The 22,856-nt window shown below is 36.7% G+C and carries 23 protein-coding genes; 9 read left to right on the forward strand and 14 right to left on the reverse strand.

Features of this window, described 5'->3' with window-relative positions:
• Positions 1-276 precede the first annotated feature (276 nt).
• The 6 genes from BN999_RS05225 to BN999_RS05250 all read left to right on the forward strand — a co-directional run bounded on the left by BN999_RS05225 (position 277) and on the right by BN999_RS05250 (position 2,252).
• A complete protein-coding gene (locus tag BN999_RS05225) occupies positions 277-489 on the forward strand; it encodes a spore germination protein (RefSeq protein WP_042149084.1) in 213 nt (70 codons plus the stop codon).
• 14 nt (positions 490-503) lie between these two features.
• Positions 504-704: a spore germination protein GerPB gene (locus tag BN999_RS05230; RefSeq protein WP_096270322.1), complete on the forward strand. Its 201-nt coding sequence runs from the start codon at positions 504-506 to the stop codon at positions 702-704.
• 106 nt (positions 705-810) lie between these two features.
• Positions 811-1,392, forward strand: a complete 582-nt coding sequence (gerPC, locus tag BN999_RS05235) for a spore germination protein GerPC (protein ID WP_096270323.1) — start codon at positions 811-813, stop codon at positions 1,390-1,392.
• A complete protein-coding gene (locus BN999_RS05240) occupies positions 1,389-1,568 on the forward strand; it encodes a spore gernimation protein GerPD (protein WP_096270324.1) in 180 nt (59 codons plus the stop codon). The genes gerPC and BN999_RS05240 overlap by 4 nt, the downstream gene beginning before the upstream one ends.
• Positions 1,569-1,610: 42 nt before the next feature.
• On the forward strand, positions 1,611-1,952 hold the full coding sequence (locus tag BN999_RS05245) for a spore germination protein GerPE (RefSeq protein ID WP_176481879.1): 342 nt from the start codon (positions 1,611-1,613) through the stop codon (positions 1,950-1,952).
• Between the two features lie 81 nt (positions 1,953-2,033).
• Complete coding sequence (locus BN999_RS05250) at positions 2,034-2,252, forward strand: spore germination protein (RefSeq protein ID WP_096270326.1); 219 nt, start codon at positions 2,034-2,036, stop codon at positions 2,250-2,252.
• 84 nt (positions 2,253-2,336) lie between these two features.
• On the opposite strand, the gene addA is transcribed toward BN999_RS05250, so the two are convergent.
• From addA to BN999_RS05265, 3 genes are all read right to left on the reverse strand, one after another.
• Entirely contained in the window at positions 2,337-6,080 is a 3,744-nt protein-coding gene (addA, locus tag BN999_RS05255) for a helicase-exonuclease AddAB subunit AddA (RefSeq protein ID WP_096270327.1), read from the reverse strand.
• Positions 6,073-9,576: a helicase-exonuclease AddAB subunit AddB gene (gene addB, locus BN999_RS05260; protein WP_096270328.1), complete on the reverse strand. Its 3,504-nt coding sequence runs from the start codon at positions 9,574-9,576 to the stop codon at positions 6,073-6,075. Before addB ends, addA begins: the two co-directional genes overlap by 8 nt.
• Before the next feature lie 115 nt (positions 9,577-9,691).
• Positions 9,692-10,345, reverse strand: a complete 654-nt coding sequence (locus BN999_RS05265; RefSeq protein WP_096270329.1) for a TVP38/TMEM64 family protein — start codon at positions 10,343-10,345, stop codon at positions 9,692-9,694.
• Between the two features lie 227 nt (positions 10,346-10,572).
• Here BN999_RS05265 and BN999_RS05270 point away from each other — a divergent pair, with 227 nt between their 5' ends.
• Positions 10,573-10,968 (forward strand): hypothetical protein, encoded by a 396-nt coding sequence (locus BN999_RS05270; protein WP_096270330.1) that lies wholly within the window; start codon positions 10,573-10,575, stop codon positions 10,966-10,968.
• Here the strand turns inward: BN999_RS05270 and BN999_RS05275 are convergent.
• The 5 genes from BN999_RS05275 to BN999_RS21300 form a co-directional block, all read right to left on the reverse strand.
• Positions 10,910-11,440, reverse strand: a complete 531-nt coding sequence (locus tag BN999_RS05275) for a competence protein ComK (protein WP_306418994.1) — start codon at positions 11,438-11,440, stop codon at positions 10,910-10,912. The two genes, BN999_RS05270 and BN999_RS05275, sit on opposite strands and share 59 nt — an antisense overlap.
• Before the next feature lie 123 nt (positions 11,441-11,563).
• A complete protein-coding gene (locus BN999_RS20530) occupies positions 11,564-11,716 on the reverse strand; it encodes a hypothetical protein (RefSeq protein ID WP_176481880.1) in 153 nt (50 codons plus the stop codon).
• A 113-nt stretch (positions 11,717-11,829) separates the two neighbouring features.
• Positions 11,830-12,825, reverse strand: a complete 996-nt coding sequence (locus BN999_RS05285) for a lipoate--protein ligase (RefSeq protein ID WP_096270333.1) — start codon at positions 12,823-12,825, stop codon at positions 11,830-11,832.
• 159 nt (positions 12,826-12,984) lie between these two features.
• Positions 12,985-13,722, reverse strand: coding sequence for an MBL fold metallo-hydrolase (locus tag BN999_RS05290; protein WP_096270334.1), 738 nt, complete (start codon positions 13,720-13,722; stop codon positions 12,985-12,987).
• A gap of 73 nt (positions 13,723-13,795) precedes the next feature.
• Positions 13,796-14,413 (reverse strand): hypothetical protein, encoded by a 618-nt coding sequence (locus tag BN999_RS21300; RefSeq protein WP_441339061.1) that lies wholly within the window; start codon positions 14,411-14,413, stop codon positions 13,796-13,798.
• 199 nt (positions 14,414-14,612) lie between these two features.
• On the opposite strand from BN999_RS21300, the gene pepF reads away from it, so the two are divergent.
• The gene (pepF, locus tag BN999_RS05300) at positions 14,613-16,427 is read left to right on the forward strand and encodes an oligoendopeptidase F (RefSeq protein WP_096270335.1); all 1,815 of its coding nucleotides are present in this window, start codon (positions 14,613-14,615) and stop codon (positions 16,425-16,427) included.
• A 431-nt stretch (positions 16,428-16,858) separates the two neighbouring features.
• Here pepF and hemY read toward each other — a convergent pair whose 3' ends face one another.
• Genes hemY through hemE form a run of 3 tightly spaced genes read right to left on the reverse strand, consistent with a single transcriptional unit; the run spans position 16,859 to position 20,261 of the window.
• The gene (gene hemY, locus BN999_RS05305; RefSeq protein WP_096270336.1) at positions 16,859-18,262 is read right to left on the reverse strand and encodes a protoporphyrinogen oxidase; all 1,404 of its coding nucleotides are present in this window, start codon (positions 18,260-18,262) and stop codon (positions 16,859-16,861) included.
• Positions 18,262-19,197, reverse strand: coding sequence for a ferrochelatase (gene hemH / locus BN999_RS05310; protein ID WP_096270337.1), 936 nt, complete (start codon positions 19,195-19,197; stop codon positions 18,262-18,264). The genes hemY and hemH overlap by 1 nt, the downstream gene beginning before the upstream one ends.
• A gap of 35 nt (positions 19,198-19,232) precedes the next feature.
• Positions 19,233-20,261, reverse strand: coding sequence for a uroporphyrinogen decarboxylase (gene hemE, locus BN999_RS05315; protein WP_096270338.1), 1,029 nt, complete (start codon positions 20,259-20,261; stop codon positions 19,233-19,235).
• Positions 20,262-20,675: 414 nt separating this feature from the next.
• Here hemE and BN999_RS05320 point away from each other — a divergent pair, with 414 nt between their 5' ends.
• On the forward strand, positions 20,676-21,164 hold the full coding sequence (locus BN999_RS05320) for an antibiotic biosynthesis monooxygenase family protein (RefSeq protein WP_096270339.1): 489 nt from the start codon (positions 20,676-20,678) through the stop codon (positions 21,162-21,164).
• 61 nt (positions 21,165-21,225) lie between these two features.
• Here BN999_RS05320 and BN999_RS05325 read toward each other — a convergent pair whose 3' ends face one another.
• The 3 genes from BN999_RS05325 to BN999_RS05335 form a co-directional block, all read right to left on the reverse strand.
• Positions 21,226-21,699 (reverse strand): thioredoxin family protein, encoded by a 474-nt coding sequence (locus BN999_RS05325; protein WP_096270340.1) that lies wholly within the window; start codon positions 21,697-21,699, stop codon positions 21,226-21,228.
• A 2-nt stretch (positions 21,700-21,701) separates the two neighbouring features.
• Positions 21,702-22,130 (reverse strand): disulfide oxidoreductase, encoded by a 429-nt coding sequence (locus BN999_RS05330; RefSeq protein WP_096270341.1) that lies wholly within the window; start codon positions 22,128-22,130, stop codon positions 21,702-21,704.
• Positions 22,131-22,207: 77 nt separating this feature from the next.
• Positions 22,208-22,846: a response regulator transcription factor gene (locus BN999_RS05335; RefSeq protein WP_096270342.1), complete on the reverse strand. Its 639-nt coding sequence runs from the start codon at positions 22,844-22,846 to the stop codon at positions 22,208-22,210.
• Positions 22,847-22,856 lie beyond the last annotated feature (10 nt).

Genomic DNA, 22,856 nt, shown 5'->3' on the forward strand with positions numbered 1-22,856 from the left:
TATTGGTTACATGGTTATAGAGCATGGGCTCATCCTCTCTCATATCAGGCTCAAGGTAATAGGGATTGGGCATATCTTTTCACAGATAAGGCTCATGCTATCAAGTATCGGTTGCATGCCTTACCACTTCAAACCCATACTCCAAACACTCAGGGGTCCATCCTCCCACACACCATCCACTAGTTTATTTTCCACCTGGTTCAGCCCCCAAATTTCCCCCGCCATCCTTTCAACAAATCCACTACCAAACATAAACTAACAAAAAGGAGGGATCTTATGCCAGCAAAAGTAGGAGCTGTAAAAATAAATACCGTATCATCTTCCAGTATTTTTAATATTGGGGATGTGTATTCCATGAATCCACAGAGTAGTGCAAAGACTTATGCTGGTGGAGGATCTTTTAATACTGGGGACGGAAATCGGATTAATCTTAACCAATCACATACGTATGTGTATGACAAAGACTTTATCGATCAACCGACAACCTAATGAGGTGAAAAATCATGAATATTACGGTTCATCAATCCATTCATATTAATCTATTGAAAGTTGGGGTAATATCCAACTCTTCTGTCTTACAAATTGGGAGTACTGGAGCAATACAAGCCCAATCGGATTTATATAATACGGGAGGATATACTGAGCCCGCTGAGGAAGCGGATCCCTCTAGCCAGACACTGCCTATTGTTCCACTTTCTCCGTAGGGCATAAAGCACAAAACTCTGTAGGTTGCATACGATACTATAGGTATTTGCCTAGGTCCAAACTGGCACTATAAATCCATAGTATTCAAGTGAGGTGGAGTCAACCATGTACGAGTGGAACAACTTTATGTATCAACAACAGCAATATCAACTTCAGCAAAGCGAAAAGATGAAAGAGCTAGAAGAAAGAATATCTAACCTTGAAAAACAACTACAAGAAAATAATAGCCTGCGTGTTGATAAAATAGAATATCATTTTGATCAACTTAAAATTGAACGATTAGATGGTACACTTCATATTGGATTATCCCCTAATGATTTAGCAAATATTGATGACTTGGGAATCCCTACAGCCAAACAATCTACAGTAGTCAATCCCGTTACTCGAAAGCTCGTACCACAATTAAATCAATTTATTAATGAGCGCGGCCCCAAAATGATACATGAATTATCAGAGAAACACAATAAGCCTATTAACCATAAATTAGAGGGTGATATCATTCACGATATTTTAGGTCAAATACCAGACCGGATCCAGTTTTACGAAAATGAAGCAAAAGAAAAACACCAAATCACTCATCCTCAGCAATTAGAAAGTTTTATTTCAGACCATATTAAAAAGGAAGTCTATCATTCTTTACAGCGCTTTATTGAAAATACTGAAGATCAAAAAGGGGAATCTGAATGAATATAGAAGTTCATAATTGGGGGTTATGTGTCGGAAACGTTGCAATTGAAACAGTGGCTTCCTCTTCGGTATTTTTAATTGGAGATAACGAGGAAATTAAACTATCTTCCTTTTTCGATACTCCACCTGAATCCTATATTGTTGGTAACCTTGTACCATTAAGCCCTCAGACTTAAGTAGAGGTGACATAATTGAATCATCGTCTAGTTCATCTTCAAATGAGTGCAATAAATTCTATTGCAGGTAGCTCTATCTTTAATATAGGTGATACCGTCCATTTTAACCCTAGATTCAAAGCCATTGCAGTACAACGGGAGTCAAATGTTTGGAATGAAGCTTATGATTATGATTTCGAAGACTTTTCTATATTCAAAAGAGAAGCAAATTGGATTAAGAATACGATACCGATTGAAACCTATTTTGTTCAGCATAAAAGTGATATAAGAGTAAATAATGTATCGATAACTGGGGTTAGTCAAGCTTCTACGGTACAGTTTGGTGGCCTTAAGAAAATAAATACTGAATCACGAATCAAGCATATACGTATTTTGCAGGATTAATAAAATAGGAAAAGCTAGGAAACACAGATTTATACATCCCATCATATTTTATAATAAATTCATTATTAGTAGGTGTACTCTATGCCATCAATTGTCGGACCAATAAAAATAAATAGCGTAGGCGGAGGAGTAGTGAATTTCGGTGATTCATTTTATCTTTCTCCCAAAAGCACATCAAAGACAAGTGCTGGATCCGGCTCTTTCAATACCGGAGACTTTATTAATACTAATACTGGTGTAAGCTCTACCAACCCAATTGATCCAGATGTCAACGATCAAAATCAAACAGCAAACACTTAAAAGAGCGAGAAGCTAGATACCATTAATGTAGCCACATTAAAAATCCGTCTCCAACTTAGAGTAAGGAGACGGATTTATTTACTTTCAATCTTTCGGAACTTTTACTAATAATTGTTTGTTGAAGAAGTAAAGATAGGTTTCCTCGACAGGTGATTTCCATATCGTCTCAAGTGCATGTCGGTATAAAGTTAGTTGGACTTTATATCGGTTGATAAGTTTTTGAATAATGGTATCCGTAACTTCATCTTGTTGAATAAAGTCTGTCTTATAGTCTAGTATTATCCAACCGTTTCCTGAAGGGATTACCGCATCGAATACCCCTTGGACAAGTACTTGTTCATTCGTATCACTTTGCCAATTAGCATATACTTCACTAGCTGGCAGCGTGATACTAAATGGAACCTCTCGATATAGTTTTTCTGCCTGTAGCATTTTCAAGGCGATTTCAGTATCAAAGAACTTCTCAATTGCCTTTACATCAATGGAATCGGCTTCCTGTCTTCGTAAAATTTCACGCTCTACTAAACTCTCTATAAATTCAAGAATTTCATCTCGTTGCATCTTTTGCCGGAATGGAATATGTTGCATCACGGTGTGCATGGCTGTCCCTTTTTCAGCCGCAGAGAGTGTCTTTTCCTTCTGCATGAACAAAGGCTTTTTTACAATTGGCGTTTTAAATGGCTGTACCAGTTGCGTTGCACTATATTCGTCTTTAATTTCACGTTGTCTTTTAATTTCAGTTACACTTTGTTTAGCACGTGAATGTGCTGCCTCATCAAACGGGTATTGATATGAAAGTCGATTGTCAACAAAGGAATCCAGTTCGGCATCTTCTAATTCAACAGGTTGCCAAGCTTGAATCTTTTCCCTAAGTTGCAAATCTTCTTCTAGAGACTCCTCATCCAAATTCGCAAGCTCACTACCATGCAAAATAGTAATATCCCATTCAGAAGGATCTACACGTATTTCTTCAAGAACTACATCCTTTACATCCTCTGAGCGAAGCACTTCGGTATGCTGATGACGCATCAATGCTGGTCCTATCCAGTCTAAATATGATTTAGACTGAATTCTAAAATGAGCTGGCAGTATCCATTCTGAATGTTCCATAATAGAATGCCACTTTTCCTGTTTCTTGACAAAGGAAGCCACATTACCAACCATGACAAGCTTTTCTCGAGCACGAGTTAGTGCTACATATAGCACTCGCATTTCCTCTGCTAAAAGCTCTCTTCGCTTTTCTTCTCGAATAGCATGGAAAAATAACGTTGGATAGGTAATCCTTTTTATTGGATCAATATATTTCGATGCAAAGCCTAAATCCTTGTGCAATAAGTATCTCTGATTTAAATCCATCATGTTAAATTGCTTGTCCACAGCGCCCACAATCACTACAGGAAATTCAAGCCCTTTACTTTTATGAATCGTTATTATTCTAACGACATCTTCCTGTTCACTAAGTGCTCTAGCAGCTCCTAAATCATCCCCTTTTTCCTCCATTCGTTCAATGAAGCGAAGAAAGCGGAATAATCCCCGGAATGACGTAGTTTCATAGCCTCTAGCACGATCATATAAAGCCCGTAAATTTGCCTGGCGTTGTCTCCCTCCTGGCATACCACCAACAAAATCAAAGTAGCCAGTTTCTCGGTATATCTGCCAAATAAGTTCTGAGAGTGCACCTTGTCTTGATGCCAACCGGAATTGTTCTAGCTTTTGGATAAATCGGTCTATTTTGGTTGTTAAATCATCTATATGTTCTTTGCGATATTTTTCTAATGCTTCATAATACGTACCACGCTTATCAGCTAGTCGGACTTTAGCGAGTTCATTTTCATTCAAGCCAACAATCGGTGATTTCAAAACCGAAGCTAGTGGTATATCCTGCCTAGGATTATCAATAACTTTCAGCAGATTTAACATTATCTTTACTTCAATTGCATCAAAATAGCCCGTAGAAAGTTCGGCATATACTGGAATACCTTGCTTCTTTAATTCCTCTACAATGGTCGGTGCCCAGGTCATCGAACGAAGTAAAATGACAATATCCCGATACTGTACATCTCGTAACGTCTCACTTGCTTTATCCACTACTTGAAGTGGAGAATTATCCTCGGTTCCAATCCATTGTTTGATTTTCATTGCATATGCTCTAGCTTCTAATTGTGCATTCTCGAGATCCTGGTAATTTTCCTCATCCGTACTCTCCTCATCCTCAGACTTCTCTTTTTCCTCCGGCATTTCACGATCAATAATAATCAGTTCAGGATTTGGCTCCTGTAATGGTAGAGAATCATACATTTTATTACCGTAGATTAATTCAGCATCCTGATCATAATTAATCTCGCCAAGATTTTCATCGAGAATTTGTCTAAAGATATAGTTAGCACCCACAAGTACGAGCTCGCGGCTTCTGAAATTACTAGCTAAATCGATTCGAGTAGCTGGATTATCACTTAATGCAAAACGCTTGTATTTCTCAATAAAAAGTGATGGTTCGGCATGTCTAAATCGGTAGATACTTTGTTTCACGTCCCCAACCATAAACATATTTCCTGGGCCAACCTGATCACTAATTAGGGTAATGATCGTTTCTTGTACAAGATTCGTGTCCTGATACTCATCAACAAGTAGCTCACTAAATTGCTTTTGTAAATTATTAGCAACAGTTGACGGTCTTGGGTCATCAGTTGTTGAGGTTTCATCCAATAATATTTGTAGACATAAATGCTCTAAATCTGAAAAATCAACTACTGACTTTTCCCTTTTTGCTACAGTAAAGCGATCAATAAACTCTTTTACAATCTCGGTTAATGTTTTAACAACTGGAGCCAATTCCCGCATATCCTCCACATGTGTAGCTAGCTTTCTTTCAAACCAGTTGCTCTTCATTTTAATCCACTTACTCTTATAGCCATCACGTAACTTCTTCGCTTTTTCCCTTTTATCCTTATTTACTTTTGGTCTCTTCGTAGAAAGCGGGACAAACGTACTGCTATTCATAAATGTTTGGATATCATCCCAGCTTCCTAAATGATTAAGTGCATCTTGTAGCATAGCTAAGTCAGCCTCAATGGCTTCTACATAATGAAATGGTCCATCACTTTCCATGGCAATTCTTAGGGCGTGGTTCATTTCTTGTTCAATTCCACTAAATTTATCCTGAACTTCCCTTTTGATAATATCCAACCATGTTAAATCTTCTTCAGACCAATTCTCTGGTATTCGATATACTTCCGCTAGTTCATCTAACCAAACCTTTGGCCATGGATTTTGAACTGCAAAATTATATAAAGCGAGTACTAGCTTTTCTACATCTACATCATTACGGTCACCAGAAAAACGTTCCACTACTTCAAAGAACTCTTCTTGTTCCCCGCCTTCCTTACCATACCAGTCCTCAAATAAATCTTGTAAGACATCCTGTTGCATCAAATCTGCTTCCATATCATTTGCAATGCGAAAGCTTGGATCAATATCTATTAAATAAGCATATTGCTTCACAATATCTAAACAGAACGAATGTAAGGTTGATATAGAAGCACGCTGTAATAAAGATAATTGCTTTTTCAAATGGACAGAAGTAGGATCTTGTTCCAATGCTTTCTCAAGTGCTAATCCAACTCGGTTACGCATCTCCTGGGCGGCTGCGTTCGTAAACGTAACAACAAGAAGGGAGTCAATATCAACTGGATTATCTTTCTTTAATAGTTTTTGAATAATACGTTCTACAAGTACAGCAGTCTTACCCGAACCAGCTGCTGCAGCTACTAGTACATCGTTTCCCTCAGTATAAATAGCCGCTTCTTGTTCTTTTGTCCATTTAACCAATGATATCGTCCTCCTTCTTCGTTATTTTTTCCAACACTTCATCTTCTTTCATTTCTGACAATCTTCTAAAGTTATTGGTTTCAAGTGTAGTATCAAATTGACATACAGACAGAAATGGACAATACGTACAGGCAATCTTTTGTTTTCGTTGATATGGGTTCAAATGGACAGCTCCACTTGTAATATCAATCCCAGCATGGAACATGAGACTATGGATATGTTCTTGTAGTGTTGAAAAGGTTTCTCGACTGGCTATTTTTGACCTAGATGCTAGACTTCCATCCTTTTTCAACTCTGCAGGAATAATTTGACTATGGCCAGTCTCAAAAGATGTATCCATCATCTGAACGATACGTTCATTATTAATGAGGAGACCTTTCATCTTATAGCTTTTAAAAATATCTTCTTCCAGTATTTCATCAGAAACACGAGATTCCTTTGAAATCATAGGATTATGGACATGGAAATATAGTACTCCAGCGGGTGTAGCTTTTTTACCTAACCAATGCTCTGATTGTGATAACACAACATCTAAGTACGTTAGCATTTGTAAGGCAATACCATAATAAACATCGACCATATCTAGACCACGTGCACTGGATTTATAATCAATGATCCGTAAATATAAATCTTCTTGATCTAATGCTTTATCAACCCGGTCAATACGACCACGAAGCTTAATTTCATAGCCATTCGGTAATTGTAAGCTCACCGGATTTAGTTTATCTCCACTAGTACCAAAACCAAGTTCTAATCCAACTGGTGAAAACTTACTCACTCTTGCTTGTTCACTTAAGACAAAAGCAGCCCGAGCAATAACATCCTGTAGTTTCTTTTGAATGTACTTATACCTGTTGGTACTGTGAAGAATTTGGTGTTGTAAAATTGGTGCCAAACTCGAAACAGCACGTTCGGCATATTGATCTGTATCTTTTTTGGTTAAGTGAGCAAAGTCTTTACCTTCTTCTTGTATCCATTCTGTGATTATTTTTAATGCTTCATGAAAGAGATTACCAATATCTGGCGCATCTAATTTATAGGTTTTTCTTTCATTCAGTCCAAGGCTATATTTTGCAAAGTGCTGATATGAACAACTATAGAACGTTTCTAAGCGGGATACACTTGTCGACAATTGTTTTGGATATAGCTGTTCTACCGTCTCTTCCTCCATATTAGAAGGAGTATTTTCGTAGAATAGACTTTGTAAAATATTATAGGTTGTATCATATTTTGGTTGGTTAATCATGTACCAATTTAAAACATGCCACCAGACAGACTTGACCGGATAACCTTTTCTGCTTCGTGCTAGCTGAGCAGTTAAGGCTGACCTTGTTTTTACAGGTGACGTAATAAATCGATCAGCTTCCAATAATTCATCTGGATCTTGCAATAAAATATGTTCTTTACATGCTGGGAACATATCCTCTATCCGTTTGACTAACTGGGAAGGCATTTTTGATTTTCCTTCCTCATCACTTAGCGGGTAACTAATCCACAAATAATCAGCCGCTGATGAAAAAGCTAGATACATATAAAACCAATCATCTAAAAGCTGACGTTTACTCGTATCAGCAAGCTTCATCCCATGCAAGGCTAGAAGCTCACGTTCTGTTTCATTTATCATTCCATCGGCTGGAGGCTTTAATGGCCATACCCCATCATTCACACCGACTAGGAATGAGCATTTAATACCACTAATCCGTGACCGGTCAATAGTCCCAACTATTACATGGTCAATACTTGGTGGTACATGGGAAAACTTAAGTGTTTCTAAGCCCGCATCCAACGTAACCCGATAAGTTGCGAGGCTCATTTCCTCGTCTCCAGCCATTTCCACCATTTCATCAAATAAATGGATAATCGCATTCCACACTTGCTCCTGTTCACGGCCTTTGGAGAGTTGTCCTTTTTCATCAAAGAGATTTCGCATCTCTTCTAGTTTCTCTGGTGCCCTTAACTTCTCTAGAAGCATAAACGTATTCATACAAAGATCCCGAATAGTTGATGCCGCACGAATCTGCTCATCAAATTCTCCAAGAGCTTCAACAATCTGCCTGCGACAATGGTTAATTCTTGTCTGCATTTCCTTTTCTGCATCGGTTTGAGCACCCCGTTCAAACCCACGAAACCGTTGGAATATCCATTCTTCCTTGGACATCCATTGTTTTCTCGAACGAATTCCATACTCAATGCAATAATTCTCCAACTCATCAATCGCATCGTTAGTTAATGGATATGTTGCATCTGAAGGAGGTATAAATCCTGTTTTCAACATTCGAAAAACTGCGTCGTAACGCCAATTTCCATCAACAACCTCCAAGGCTGAACGAATAAACTCAATAAGAGAATGGTTCAGCATCGATCTTTTCTCATCAATAAAGACTGGGATATTATAATCCTCAAAAATAGTTCCTATAATATCTTGATACGTTTCAGTCTGACGAATTAATACTGCAATATCGCGATACCGGTAATTTTCTTCCCGGACTAAACGTAAAATCTCTTGGGCTACACCCTCTATTTCGGCGCGGGGATGAACAGCTTCTGCAATTTGTATTGGAGCAATTCCATTAAAACGTGGTGCCGGTCGAACATCAAAATTCCTTTCAAGATGAGCGAAATAGGGTTTATCATGAAATATACCATCAATTGGGTCTAGCACAATATTGCTTTCTACTTCGATTGCATTAGCCTCAGCAATTTGTCTAAGAACTTGATAGGTCTCCTTTGTTTGGTGAAACAGGTCCATATCTGTGAGTTCAGTATTGTCAGCATCATCTACAGTTATCGTTACTGTAACTCGTTCACATTTCTTTAGTAGAGTCTCTACCACAACCAATTCTTTAGGAGTAAATCGGTGAAAACCATCAAAATAGATTTCCGCTCCTTCTAAAGATTCTGCCTCCGTAATTTTTTCAGCAAGAAGACTTAATTGATCTTCACTATCAATATATTGGCCGGCTAGTGCTTGTCCCAATTTATCATAGATGTAGTGTAAATCATTTAATTTATTAATTAGGGCCAGTTCTCCTGGTTCCTTATGTGCATATTGGTTGATTTGGTATTTCTGCATTAATAGTGTTTCTGGTGTAACTTCATATCGTTTAAATTCGGTAATAATTTTTTCCAATTGACTTAAAAAGCCTTGTTTTTCCACGGCTTTCTGGAATACATGCCATTCTCCTTCTTTTTCCTCAATAATCTTCCGGAGCATCATCTGAATTCCAACCGAACTAATGAATTGTTTTGTAGCTCCACCAGTTTCTTGCAAGATGAGCCAAGCCAAACGAGAAAAGCTTGTCACTTGCGTACGAATACTCCCTTGAAATGCCTCATCTCGAAATAATGCATATTCTTGTTCAAAGGTCATTTGGTCTGGAACAATATAAAAAATGGGTGGTCCTTGCGGGTTCCTAATCGAGTTTTCTTTTATTTCTTCAAATGCTACAGTACTTTTTTCCGTACCTGCTCTACCTAAAATAAATCGGAGTCCCATCGTATAACCTCCTAATTTTCACTATAAGACTCTCTCCCATTCGAAAGCCTCATAAAAATAGTCTAATAAAAAAACTTCTGACTAATACTTGCACAAGACAGAAGTTTTGACTTGATTATTTAACTTCTTCCGAATCGGATACTTTTTTGTTTGACTTCTGATGAAGTTTATTTTCAATAAATTTACCCACTATCCAAAAGAGAACGATACAAACCCCTACCACTATTGTTCTGGTAGGATTCTGTGCGAATGACACAATACTAGATCCAACATATGAGATTGAAAATATCATGACTGACTTTCCAAGTAAAACAGCTAAAATAAATTGATACATATTTATTTTAGATAATCCCGCAACAACATTAATGACAGCTGATGGTGAAAACGGGAAACACATGAGTAAGAACAATGGCCCGAATCCATGCTTTTCCAACCAACTAGTTACCTTTTTTACTTGTTTATTTTTTCGTACCGCAACAAATATTCGTTTATCTCCTAGGTTTCTTACAATCAAGAAAACTAATATGGCCCCTAAACTTGAACCTGCCCAGGATAATAAAAATCCCTCAAGCAAACCATATGCCGCCGCATTAGCCATAACAAAAACAACTAATGGTAAGAAAGGGAGAAATGCTTCGATAAACGGTAACAAAATCCCCGGTAACGGACCTAATTTTTCATAATCCTGTAATAAATCCATAATGTATTGATCTAATTCATCATTTTGAAGTGCAGTTTTCCAATCTGTTATGATACTATGTACAATCATTTACGAAAATCTCCCCATCCAAGGCCTATATATACTTTCATTTTAATGGAATTTTCCCATTATGAAAAGTTTAAACCAAAGTTAAGATTAAACTTACACTACCTATAAGCATAGTATAGCCTCTACCCTTTCCATTTTTTCCATTATTTATTTAAAATTTATTAGTGTATTTTTTATTAACTTTGGCGTATAATAAGAACAAATGTTCTTAACCGGAGGGGTAACTAATGCGCTATCTCACAGATGAAGAATTAGGTATTGCTTCTCGCTTCCTTTTTCTTTCCATGGCTATTGTCGTGATTCAGCAAGATATTCAAAACATCCAAAAAGGCGCTTTTAAGATCAAAGAACCATATATACAACTCTTAGAAAAAATGAATGCAAATGCACTAGCAGAACGTAGACAATTACGAACAAAAATGGAAAATAAAAAGCTCCGTGTGATGCTAATCAATAAAAATGATTCTTTTTCTTCCTATCTTTTTTACTGTAAAGGAAAGGAAGAAAAGCGAAATTACTTTAACCCTGCTATTCGAAAAAAAGTGGAAGAAATAGTCCAGGAAATTATGTGGAAGGCTCTTTCCCAGGATCAGGATCAGGCTTATGTTTTTGCGAATGCTTAATTCGATTGTCTAATTGGTACCGGAACTGGGCTGTACGATGTATTTGATTCATAACAGACCCATAAGATGCTTCAAGAATAATCTTCGTTCCATTCTTGAAGACAATCTCCGTTGATTTTTCTGATACGAGATTTACATGGTCAATATGGGAATGTGCAATCCAGGAGCATCTTGCATTGGTGGGTGATGTCGTAGGGAAGAAATACATGCCACTAGATGGGTCAACAGAAATTGGTGCTTTATGTGTGATCCCACTAATATTGCGAGTGCCTTCTTGCCTGCCTTTTAAACTTGAGCCGAAGAACCTACACGCATAATCCATAAGCTTGCTAGGTGAATAACTAACCGTATAGCTGGCTTCTCGTTCAAGAATACGTGTATGAATTTTTCCAGTCTTATCTTCCTTTGGGATAATAGCTAGTGTTAATGGGGTAATTTCGTGAAGTGGTGAATACAACTCTTCATTAATCAATTTAAATTTCATCCTTTCAATAAATTTGAAAGGGTAGGGCTATATGTATTAATCTAGCAAATATATCGCCAAATTAATACATATAATCGGCTTTTTTCAACAAAACCGAAATATTAACCTTTATTACTCTTCACTTCCTGTATTATTAGAAATATTTCCTTCTGATAATGGTTTTTCTGTATTTTCTAATGCAGGATGTCCTTTTTTTGGAAGTTCAAAGTTCGGATTTAAGATTGTAAAAGTATTTAATTCCGGATTTTCTTTACTTTTGACCAATGGAATCTCCTCCTTTATTATAGTATGGAGTTTTTCCATTTTTTTCATACTATAAAAAAACAGTCCACTATATGTGAACTGTTTCAATTCTCCTATACACATTCAAAATGCCTCTAATACAACAAATTAACAAAATCTTCTTTTGTGATTCTACCAAGATAATGTGCTACATTCACATCTTCAAGGGCATTTTCAATTGCTTGTTTTTCGTGTCGAACTCCGATTAGTTTTTCTTCTAAGTCTTTAATCTCCCCAAGACCAAAGAAGTCACCATAAATCTTACAGTTTTCAATAATACCTTTTTTGACATCAAAGCGAACATCTAGTAACCCTGTTGGGAATTTATGCGATGCTTGTACGTTAAATGCTGGAGATTTACCATAATTCCATTCCCATTTTTGATAGCGCTCTTCAGAGATCTTATGGATGTTTTTCCAGTCTTCTTCTGTTAACTCATAACGAGGAACATCCTTCACATCATCTACATTAAAGACATGTTTTAAGATACGTTCTTTAAAATCTTCCATCGTAATTTTTTCTTCAAGGAATTCAGAGATATTTGCTACACGACTGCGAATGGACTTAATACCTTTCGATTCGATTTTCTCTTTCTTAACCTTTAGTGCTTTAACAACATTATCAATTTCAGAATCAAGCATTAAGGTACCATGACTAAACATGCGACCCTTTGTAGAGAACATTGCATTTCCGGATATTTTACGTCCTTTTACAACAACGTCATTTCTACCTTGAAGTTCAGCAGGAACACCTAAATCATTCAATACAGCAATAACTGGCTCTAAGAATTTTGCAAAGTTGTGGAAGCTTTCCCCATCATCTTTTGTAATAAAGCTGAAGTTCAAATTTTGCTCGTCATGATACACTGCTCCGCCACCTGAAAGACGACGTACCACTTTGATATTATTTTCTTCTACATAATCTGTATTAATCTCTTCAATTGTATTTTGGTTTCTACCGATAATAATGGAAGGCTTGTTGATATAAAAGAGTAAGTATGTATCCTTCTCACCGAAATTTTGTAAGATATATTCTTCTATTGCTAAGTTAATCATTGGATCTGTAATGCCATGGTTGTCAATAAACTTCATCGTTTGCTCCTCCTTGAATATTTAGTAAGTTAGCTCTATTTATTAGTTTATAGGAATTTAATTACCTAGGCAAAGAATATTGTTCTTCTCTCAGTAAAAAAACAGTACTCGATTAGACAAATTCCTAGGTGATCATATCTACGATTAATTGAAAATCGGTTACTTTCTTCCCCGCCAAGTTTGCCCTTCCTGAGCAAGATGGATTTTGCCATTAAAAATAGTACTTGCCTGGGTGACTAAATCTTGTGTATTACCATACTGAGGCAAGTGGCTGAGTAATAGCTCTTTTACATTTGCCTCCTTAGCAATCGTTGCTCCATCGATACTAGTCATATGTCCTGCCTTTGACCCATCCTGTTCGGCATAAAAATTGCAATCGGTTATAAGTAAATCTGCCTCTTTACTAAACTTAATCCACTCCTCTTGGAAACTCGTATCTGCAGTATAAACAAGTACATTCTCTCCATCTGTAATACGCATACCATAACAAGGTACTGGATGCTTAGTTCGCAAAAAAGTTATGGAAAATGGTCCAATTTCTAGCACTCCGTCAGAATCATAGGGTACCCCTTCCGTATATTCATGGGTTAATCTTTCAAACCCTTCTCTATCTTCTGTATGAGCATAGATAGGCACAATATCCTTCCTTCCGACAACATAGGATTGAACCAATAATGCGTACTGCAGCACTCCAATATCAGCGACATGATCATGATGGTAATGGGAAAGTATTAATGCATCAATATCTAACACATTTTTATACTTTTGTAATCTAGATAACGCTCCACTCCCCGCATCAATCATCAATGTAAAATCATCTTTTTCTAGTAAATAGCATGAAGTAGCACTTTCAGGAGCAGGAAAACCACCCCAATACCCAATAACAGTAAGTTTCATAATTATCACCTCAAAATTCAAATTTGTTGTAACACAGTATTGACCATATGCATACTGTTATAATACAATATAATTACCAAGTAAAAGGAGGAACCATCCAATGATGATGAATGTGCTTGAGTTTTTCCAAAACCTTCCTAAGAGAAAATGTCAGAATTGTGGTCAAGACATTAAGGAACAAGCAGATTGTTACATTAATATCTGTGAAGAATGTGATCATCCTGCAAGATAAGTATTCCTCCCAATTGTAAGCTTTACTATAACAGGAAACAACTTCGGCGCAGCTATGAACTATAGCTGTATTTTTTTGTTTTAATGGGATTGTATAGCATGAGCTTTTGAGACTGCGGCAGGTAACTGGTAGATGATTGACTTGCATGTGACCGGTTATACAAACCTTGTTACCTTTCCCACCTGGCTTGTGACCGATTAACTGATCCTTGTTACCTTTCCCACCTGGCTTGTGACCGATTAACTGATCCTTGTTACCTTTCCAACCTGGTATGTGACCGATTAACTGATCCTTGTTACCTTTCCCACCTGGCATGCGACCGATTAACTGATCCTTGTTACCTTCCCCACCTGGCATGCGACCGATTAACTGAACCTTGTTACCTCCCCCACCTGGTATGTGACCGGTTAAACAAACCTTATTACCTTTCCCACCTGGCTTGTGACCGATTAAACGCAACTTGTTCCCCTTCCAACCACGCCTACAACAAGATCCTAGCATTTACTTCCACATAAAAAATAATTGATTGCTTATATTTAACCTCCCAAATAATCAAATAAATTCCACTAAAAAAATATTCAAAATCATATCCATCTTTCAAAATTTATATTATAATATTTAGACTACCGAAATAATTTTTGGGAAAGGGGAATTTTAAATGACAACAACAAAAGCTAAAAGACTAACCCGTTCTGAGGTACCAGAGGAACAAAAATGGGATTTAACTGATTTATTTCCTACATTTGAGGATTGGGAAAATGAACTAATAGCTGTGCAAGAAGATATTACAGAGATAACCCAGTACAAAGGTAAGTTAGGTAATGATGCAAAGACATTATTAAACTGTCTTACAACACTAGAAAACTATCGTGAGCGTTTAGTTCGTGTATTTACATATGCTAGTCTTAAGTCTAGTGCTGATGGAAGTGACCCAGATAACCAACGTGATTCTGCCAGAGTTTCTTCTGCAGGGGCAAGTATTGGGGCAAAGTTATCCTTTGTTCAATCCGAACTATTAGCATTACCAGAAGGAAAAATTGAACAATTCCTAGATGAAGAGAATGCACTGCAGTCTTATAAAAAAGTGCTAGATGATATTTTAGAAGAAAAGCCTCACACCCTTTCACCGGAAATTGAGGAAACATTGGCAGCACTTAGTGAAGTACATGGTGCACCTTATATGATTTATTCTCGTAGTAAAGCTTCCGATATGGTCTTTGACTCCATTACAGACGAGGATGGAAATGAGCTACCAATGTCTGCAGCATTATACGAAGACCGCTTTGAGCTAGAAACTGATACGAAACTTCGCCGTGATGCTTATGATTCATTTACAAAGACATTAAACCAATATAAAAATACATTTGCTGCCAACTATGCGACAGAAGTGAGTCGCCAAGTAACAATGGCTCGCCTACGTAACTATGACTCTGTTACAGACATGCTACTAGCTCCTCAACAGGTAACAAAAGAAATGTATGAAAATCAACTGAATGTTATCCAAGAAGAACTAGCACCTATTATGCGTCGTTACGCTAAACTTAAGAAAGAAAAGCTTGGTCTGGACGAAATGCGTTACTGTGATTTAAAAGCACCACTTGATCCAGAATTTAATCCAAAGACTACTTACGAAGAAGCAAAAGCTGTGATTCTTGATTCCCTTAAAGTAATGGGGCCAGAATACACAGAAATCATGGAAAAAGGTTTAAATGAGAGATGGGTTGACCTAGCTGATAATGTTGGGAAAGCAACAGGAGCATTCTGTTCCAGTCCATATGGTGTTCATCCTTATATTCTCATTACTTGGACAGACACCATGCGAGGTGCTTTTGTATTAGCACATGAACTCGGTCACGCAGGTCATTTCTATCTAGCAGGTAAAAATCAATCCTTATTGAACACAAGACCATCAACCTACTTTGTTGAAGCTCCTTCAACAATAAATGAGTTACTATTAGCGAATCATTTAATGAGCAAAACCGACGATAAGCGCATGAAGCGTTGGATCATCACTCAACTATTAGGTACGTATTATCATAACTTTGTCACTCACTTACTGGAGGGTGAATACCAACGTCGTGTGTACGAGTTAGCAGAAGCTGGCACTCCATTAACGGCATCTGTATTAACTCAGCAAAAACAAGAAGCCCTTGAAAACTTCTGGGGTGATGCGGTTACATTTGACCAGGGTGCAGGACTTACTTGGATGCGTCAACCCCACTATTATATGGGATTATATCCTTATACGTATTCTGCAGGATTAACCGTATCAACCGCAGTGGCGAAACGCATTCAAGAAGAAGGAAAACCTGTTGTTGATAGTTGGTTAGATGTTCTTAGAGCTGGTGGAACATTAAAACCACTTGACTTGATTAAACAAGCTGGTGTAGATATGTCTAAGCCAGATGCCATTCGTGAAGCTGTTGCTTTTGTTGGCTCATTAGTAGATGAATTGGAAAAGAGTTATAAGTAGAAACTTATAAAACAATGAATCGCCTCAGAAGTCTTTATTGACTCTAGGCGATTTTTTGTTTTGGATAGATGAACTGTGAAGTATTCTTTTGGGATTGGTTCTATTAGACAAAAGTGAGAGGAAAAGCAGTGAATTTGTCTTTTAGAGAAGTTTTATTAGACAGAACTTATGAATAAGGAGTTATTCTGTCCTTTAGACACGTTCTATTAGACAAACTTTCTGAATAAGTTACCATTCTGTCCTTTAGACACGTTCTATTAGACAGACTTCCTGGATAAGTTACTATTCTGTCCTTTAGACACGTTCTATTAGACAAATTAAATGAAAATACAATAAGTCTGTCTATTATATTTCCTACAGTGTACCTCAAAAACTTCTCATAAATAAAAACAACGACATTTGCAATTTAACAAATGCCGTTCAGGTAAGGATTACTTATTCTGAAGATATTCTATAACTTGATGCACTGCCTGCTCCCCTTGCTCAATACAATCTGGGATACCTACACCCTCAAATGAACTACCTGCAAAATATACACCTGGAAGTTGTTCATTAGCCTCTTTACGTAGCTTCTGAATTCTTTCTATGTGGCCAACAGTATATTGTGGCATCACATTTTTCCACCTGGAAATTATACTAAACTCAGGTTTTGCGGTAATGTTCATTGTTTTGTTTAAATCTTTTAACACAATATCTACCAATTCATCATCTGGTAAATCTACAATTTCTTGATCACTAGGTCTGCCAACATAACAGCGAATTAATGCTTTACCTTCTGGTGTAGAAGATGGCCATTTTTTATGTGTCCATGTACATGCAGTAATCCTAAAATCACTGTTGCGAGATACAACAAATCCAGTACCATCAATATCCTGTTTTATTGCAGATTGGTCAAATGCTAGGGCAACATTCGCTACTGAACTTGATGGAACATCTGCTAATACATTGAGAAAATCAAACTGTCCAAACATCTTTGGTAATGTTTGATGTGAAGTTGTAGCAATAACTGCTGATGCTTTTACTACATCTCCATTACCCAACACTACTTGGTAACCTGTTTCATTTTTCTCTACATGTTCAACTGTAGTATTTAGAATAATCGAATCCTGGTCAAGCTTTTCTGTTAATTTATCAACCATTACTTCTAACCCATCTTTAAACGAGAAAAAGACCCCTGTTGCTTTCCCTTTCGTTTTGGGTGGTTTAGGCATTGTCTCTTGTAACCCTTTGATCAAACTACCGTATTTTTGTTCCAATTGATAGAAATTAGGGAATGTCGCCATTAGACTCATTTCATCAATATCACCAGAATAGATACCGGATAATAAAGGTTCAATTTCGTTGTCAACTAGCTCATCACCGAAACGGCGTCGCATAAAAGAACCTAATGATTGGTCAACCATTTCTTCCCCTTTACCCATTTCCAAATCCAGTAATGCACGTTCTTTACCAGAGGAGGAAACAAGTTCAGAATCTAGAAAAGGGTCAATCTCCATTGGTATTCCCATAAACGCCCCTTTAGGCATCTTATGAAGCTTCCCTTGAACTAAAATATAGGACTGACCTGTACCATTCCGAACCATCTGATCTTTTAATCCTAATTCTTCTACCAGTTTTACTCCTGGTTTCTTTCTAGCAATGATTGAATCAGGACCACGCTCAATAATGAATCCATCACGTTTATAGGTGTTTATTTTACCACCTAATCGATTACTCGCTTCTACAAGTTTAATTTGGTATGGTAAATTATTTTCTTTGATGTTTTTTTGTAAATAATAGGCAGCGGATAACCCTGTTATCCCGCCGCCTACTATAATAATTGTTTGTTTTTCCATTACGCATCACGCTTTGCTCTATTTTGTACAACCTTAGCCAATGTTTCGATGAATAAAGGATGTGTGTTTGGCATTGGAGGTCTATAGTAGCTAACTCCTAATTCATCACATACCACTTTACATTCGTAGTCATTATCATAAAGAACCTCTAAATGGTCTGCAATAAAGCCGACTGGTGCATATACAAATGCACGATAGCCTTTCTCTTCATATACAGAACGAGTTAAATCTTGTACATCTGGTCCTAACCATGGATCTGGAGTGTTTCCTTCACTTTGCCAACCAAGCTCATAGTTTGTGATACCAGCTTTTTCAGCTATTAGACGTGCAGTTTCAGCTAATTGGTCTGGATATGGGTCACCATTTTGTAGAATTTTTTCAGGTAAACTATGTGCCGAAACGATAAGAACTGCATTTTCACGTTCTTCTGGAGTCATTTTGTCGTATTCTGCATTAATATGGTCTGCCCAATATTGGATAAATCCTGGTGCCTCATACCAGCTTTCTACTGCTTTAATGTTAATACCGTGTTTAGCTGCTTCTTCCCCAGCACGTGTATTATAAGATTTCACACTAAATGTTGAATAATGAGGTGCTAGCACTAGGGAAACAGCTTCTTTAATATCATCTTTCCCCATTTCCGCAACAGCATCTTCAATAAATGGAGTGATATGTTTTAGACCAATATACGCTTTATACTCATATTCATCTTGCATTTCATTTAATTTTGATTCAATAGCTTTAGCTTGTTCTTCGGTGATACGAGCTAATGGAGAAATACCCCCGATTGCCTTATAACGGTCTTTTAGATCCTGGAGTTGTTCATCAGAAGGCTTTCTTCCATGACGAATATGTGTGTAATACGGTTCAATGTCTTCCTCTTTATATGGTGTACCGTATGCCATAATGAGTAGTCCTAATTTCTTTCTTTCCATGTTCCTACACCTCTTCATGTAAGTTTTATATCAAGTTAACGTTTAGAATAAGTATGAATTAATTCAGTAAGTTTCTTCAGAGTTTCTGGTTTTACATCTGGTGTTACCCCGTGTCCTAAGTTGAATACATGTCTGCCATCTTCTTTCGATTGGTCGAGAATAGCTTTCGTTCTAGTTTCAATTATTTCCCAATCAGAAAGTAAAAGTGCTGGGTCTAAATTACCTTGTAATACCTTAGTCACTCCTAAATCTCTTGCCTCTTTAATAGAAGTTCTCCAGTCAAGACCAATAACATCAACTGGCAAGTCATTCCACTCTAATAATAAATGACTAGCACCAACACCAAACATAGTAAGGGGCACACCTTCGTTTTTTAATTCGCTGAAGATACGGTTCATAACCGGTTTAATATATGTTCTATAATCAGATGCATTTAGAGCTCCAACCCAAGAATCAAAGATCTGGATCGCCTTAACACCTGCTTTAATTTGTGATTTCACATACGTAATAGTCATATCTGCTAATTTTTCCATTAAAGCAAACCATGCTTCCGAGTTTGCATACATAAATGCTTTCGTTTTTCCATATGTCTTAGATGGTCCACCTTCTATCATATAACTTGCTAGTGTAAATGGAGCACCACTAAAACCGATTAATGGAACAGATAATTGTTCTTCTGTTAACAATTTAATTGTATCTAACACATAGGGAACATCAACTTCTGGATTTATTGTTCCCAACTTTTCAACATCCTCAATACTCTTAATGGGATTATCAATAACCGGGCCAATTCCTGATTTAATTTCAACATCAACACCAATTGCTGGAAGTGGTGACATGATGTCTTTGTATAGTATTGCTGCATCGACATTATACTGTTCTACAGGAAGTCTTGTAACATAGGCACAAACTTCTGGACGATGAGTAATGTCAAATAAAGAATACTTTTCTTTTAGTTTTCTGTATTCAGGTTGCGACCTACCCGCCTGTCTCATAAACCATGCAGGTGTATAGTCAACCGCTTCACCTTTGTACGCACGAATGATCGTATCATTAAAATTCATGTTCTCACCCTTTTTGGATTATCTGTCAAACTATATCCATACCTTTTTATGTACTGTATTATGACAAGTACTTTTATAAACTTTCCTATTCTACTATACCTATTTCGACTTGTGATGTATAGAAAGAAGCTATTTTGTCATTAATTTGTCTAATTTACTTTACACAAAATAGACACTATTATCTTTTAATTATTACCTGGGAAATATTTTGTCGAAAAAAGTCAGTTTCGAATGAAAATAAGTAGGAGGTTGGTTATAATTCTAATTAGTTTACGATACAATGGATACTATAAACATCTCATCTATCATACGATGATTATTATACGACTAAATCAAGCAAACTTAAAGTAATAGCTATTATTTATTAATAATAATTATTGATATTCTGCTCGTAATTTAGAAAGGAGATACCTGATGAATGCATATATGACAAATGGAACCATTGATTTTCTAATGAAGTTATCCGATAAGTACCCCGCTATTACATTTCACTTTATGAGCGGCCCTTCTAATGATGTCGCCTATTATGAAGGTACTAATCAAAAGGTTTTCCAATCTGGTAGAGACTATGAAGTTCTTATTCAGGCTGGAGAAATACAAGAGGAAGGTTATGTTGTCATGAACAATATACCTGTAACAGATGAAGGCAGACCAATATTTGAAGATAACTTTAAAAAAAGAAAAGGAGACGTAGATGGTCAAACGGGATTCCAAGCATTTCGATTATTAAAGCCTTTAAAAGGTAATACATATGTTGTCTTTACCCAATGGGATTCGGTAAATAGCTATGAACAATGGAAAACCTCCGAATCGTTCCAAAAAGCACACACCGGAACAAAACCACCAGCATACTTTGCAGATAGACCGTTTGTCAATACATATAACATGATTGAATCAGAATAACTTAACCAAACAAATAGGTCCCCAAATTGTATTTCCAAGACAATTGGGGACCTATTATTTATTAATTTAGAACATACTCCTCAAAGAATGCAGCATATACATCCTCTTCTTGCTGTCCTTCTAAGCGAGCAACTTCTTTACCATCCTCATAATATACAAGAGTTGGTGTTGATTGGATAGCAAATTGTTGAACATCATATGCAAATTCTAGTAGGTTCAACTTTTTCATATCAACATCCATTTCCTCTGCTAATGGTACTAGGTATGGTGTAGTTGCCTTACAAAATGAACAAGTTGGGCTATAGTAATATACTGTTACCCCTTCTCCACCTTCTACTTGATTAATTAGTTCATCTGGTAAAATTTGATTACCATAGTTGGGATCACTTAATTGATCAATGGTTGCTTGATTAAGATCGTCTGTACCATATGGATTATTTTCCAATGCTTTATCATTCTTATAACTAATAACAAAGAATAAGGCACCGAATAACACTACAATGGCTGCAACGATTGCTATCATTTTCTTTTGCATTTTTATTTCCCCCTAGTTTGTTTTAATAGTACTAGATGTGTTACAAAGATTAAAATAAATGCTGTACCCGCCATAATTGGAATGGTAATAAAACCAAAGAAATTCACATATTCCACATTACAAGGTACAAGTCCACATGCACCGCCCGCTTCCTTTAAAGCAGGTAATTTTTGTATAAAATAATGATATGTAGACAAACACATACCTATACCACTTAAAAACAAACCTGGTAAGGCAGTGGATAAATCCCTTTTGAATAATGCTGTACCATAAATAATGACTAATGGGTACATGAGAATTCGTTGAAACCAACATAATTCACATGGCTCATACCCCATAACTTCTGAGAAAAACAAACTACCTGCTGTAGCTACAACAGCCACTCCCCATATTCCAAGCAGAAAATTCTCTTTTTTCTTCGAATCATCCATTCAGGTATCTCCTCAATTTGATTTTAATTTCCCTAGTATTATACTAGGGATTGATTCAAAAAACAAAAAAGAGGGCTTCACCCTCTTGAATTTAACAAATTATTTTTATGAACATATACAGCAGCCTGTGTCCTATCATGAACATCTAATTTAGCTAGAATATTACTTACATGAGTTTTAACTGTTTTAATACCAATATATAGTTTCTCACTAATTTCCTGGTTGGTCATTCCATTTCCAATACATAACAAGACTTCCATTTCTCGTTCTGTTAATTCATCATGAAGTTTTCGCTTTTCTCCACGGAAACTAGTCATCATTTTGCTGGCTACTTTTGGTTCAATCACATTCTCACCGTTTGCTGCTTTTTTTATAGCAGACACAATTTCATCAGCTGAGGAGGTTTTTAAAATATAGCTAAATGCTCCTGCCTCTAATGCTGGAAATACTTGTTGATCATCATAATAGCTTGTTAGAATGATAATCTTACATGATGGGTATTCCTGCATAACCTGTTTGGTTGCATCGATACCTGTTCCATTGTCCATCATTAAATCCATCAATACAACGTCTGGCTTTTCTTTTAAAATAAGTTTTGCTCCGTCATTCCCACTATTTGCTTGACCAATGACATTAATCTCGGGGTCAGTCTGTAAATAAGCAATGATACCTTTTCTTACAATTTCATGGTCATCTACCACTATAACTCGAATCATCTCTATTCCT

The sequence above is a fragment of the Paucisalibacillus globulus genome (assembly GCF_900184735.1).
GTDB lineage: Bacteria > Bacillota > Bacilli > Bacillales > Amphibacillaceae > Ornithinibacillus > Ornithinibacillus globulus_B.

Excerpts from the sequence above, each read along its gene's own strand:
- gerPC (WP_096270323.1), top strand. The coding sequence starts at position 811 with ATGTACGAGTGGAACAACTTTATGTATCAACAACAGCAATATCAACTT.
- BN999_RS05240 (WP_096270324.1), top strand. The coding sequence starts at position 1,389 with ATGAATATAGAAGTTCATAATTGGGGGTTATGTGTCGGAAACGTTGCA.
- BN999_RS05265 (WP_096270329.1), bottom strand. The coding sequence starts at position 10,345 with ATGATTGTACATAGTATCATAACAGATTGGAAAACTGCACTTCAAAAT.
- BN999_RS05270 (WP_096270330.1), top strand. The coding sequence starts at position 10,573 with ATGCGCTATCTCACAGATGAAGAATTAGGTATTGCTTCTCGCTTCCTT.
- BN999_RS05230 (WP_096270322.1), top strand. The coding sequence starts at position 504 with ATGAATATTACGGTTCATCAATCCATTCATATTAATCTATTGAAAGTT.
- BN999_RS05330 (WP_096270341.1), bottom strand. The coding sequence starts at position 22,130 with ATGGATGATTCGAAGAAAAAAGAGAATTTTCTGCTTGGAATATGGGGA.
- BN999_RS05320 (WP_096270339.1), top strand. The coding sequence starts at position 20,676 with ATGAATGCATATATGACAAATGGAACCATTGATTTTCTAATGAAGTTA.
- hemE (WP_096270338.1), bottom strand. The coding sequence starts at position 20,261 with ATGAATTTTAATGATACGATCATTCGTGCGTACAAAGGTGAAGCGGTT.
- hemY (WP_096270336.1), bottom strand. The coding sequence starts at position 18,262 with ATGGAAAAACAAACAATTATTATAGTAGGCGGCGGGATAACAGGGTTA.
- BN999_RS05325 (WP_096270340.1), bottom strand. The coding sequence starts at position 21,699 with ATGCAAAAGAAAATGATAGCAATCGTTGCAGCCATTGTAGTGTTATTC.
- BN999_RS05225 (WP_042149084.1), top strand. The coding sequence starts at position 277 with ATGCCAGCAAAAGTAGGAGCTGTAAAAATAAATACCGTATCATCTTCC.
- addB (WP_096270328.1), bottom strand. The coding sequence starts at position 9,576 with ATGGGACTCCGATTTATTTTAGGTAGAGCAGGTACGGAAAAAAGTACT.
- BN999_RS05250 (WP_096270326.1), top strand. The coding sequence starts at position 2,034 with ATGCCATCAATTGTCGGACCAATAAAAATAAATAGCGTAGGCGGAGGA.
- BN999_RS05335 (WP_096270342.1), bottom strand. The coding sequence starts at position 22,846 with ATGATTCGAGTTATAGTGGTAGATGACCATGAAATTGTAAGAAAAGGT.
- BN999_RS05245 (WP_176481879.1), top strand. The coding sequence starts at position 1,611 with ATGAGTGCAATAAATTCTATTGCAGGTAGCTCTATCTTTAATATAGGT.
- pepF (WP_096270335.1), top strand. The coding sequence starts at position 14,613 with ATGACAACAACAAAAGCTAAAAGACTAACCCGTTCTGAGGTACCAGAG.
- BN999_RS05285 (WP_096270333.1), bottom strand. The coding sequence starts at position 12,825 with ATGAAGTTTATTGACAACCATGGCATTACAGATCCAATGATTAACTTA.
- hemH (WP_096270337.1), bottom strand. The coding sequence starts at position 19,197 with ATGGAAAGAAAGAAATTAGGACTACTCATTATGGCATACGGTACACCA.
- BN999_RS05290 (WP_096270334.1), bottom strand. The coding sequence starts at position 13,722 with ATGAAACTTACTGTTATTGGGTATTGGGGTGGTTTTCCTGCTCCTGAA.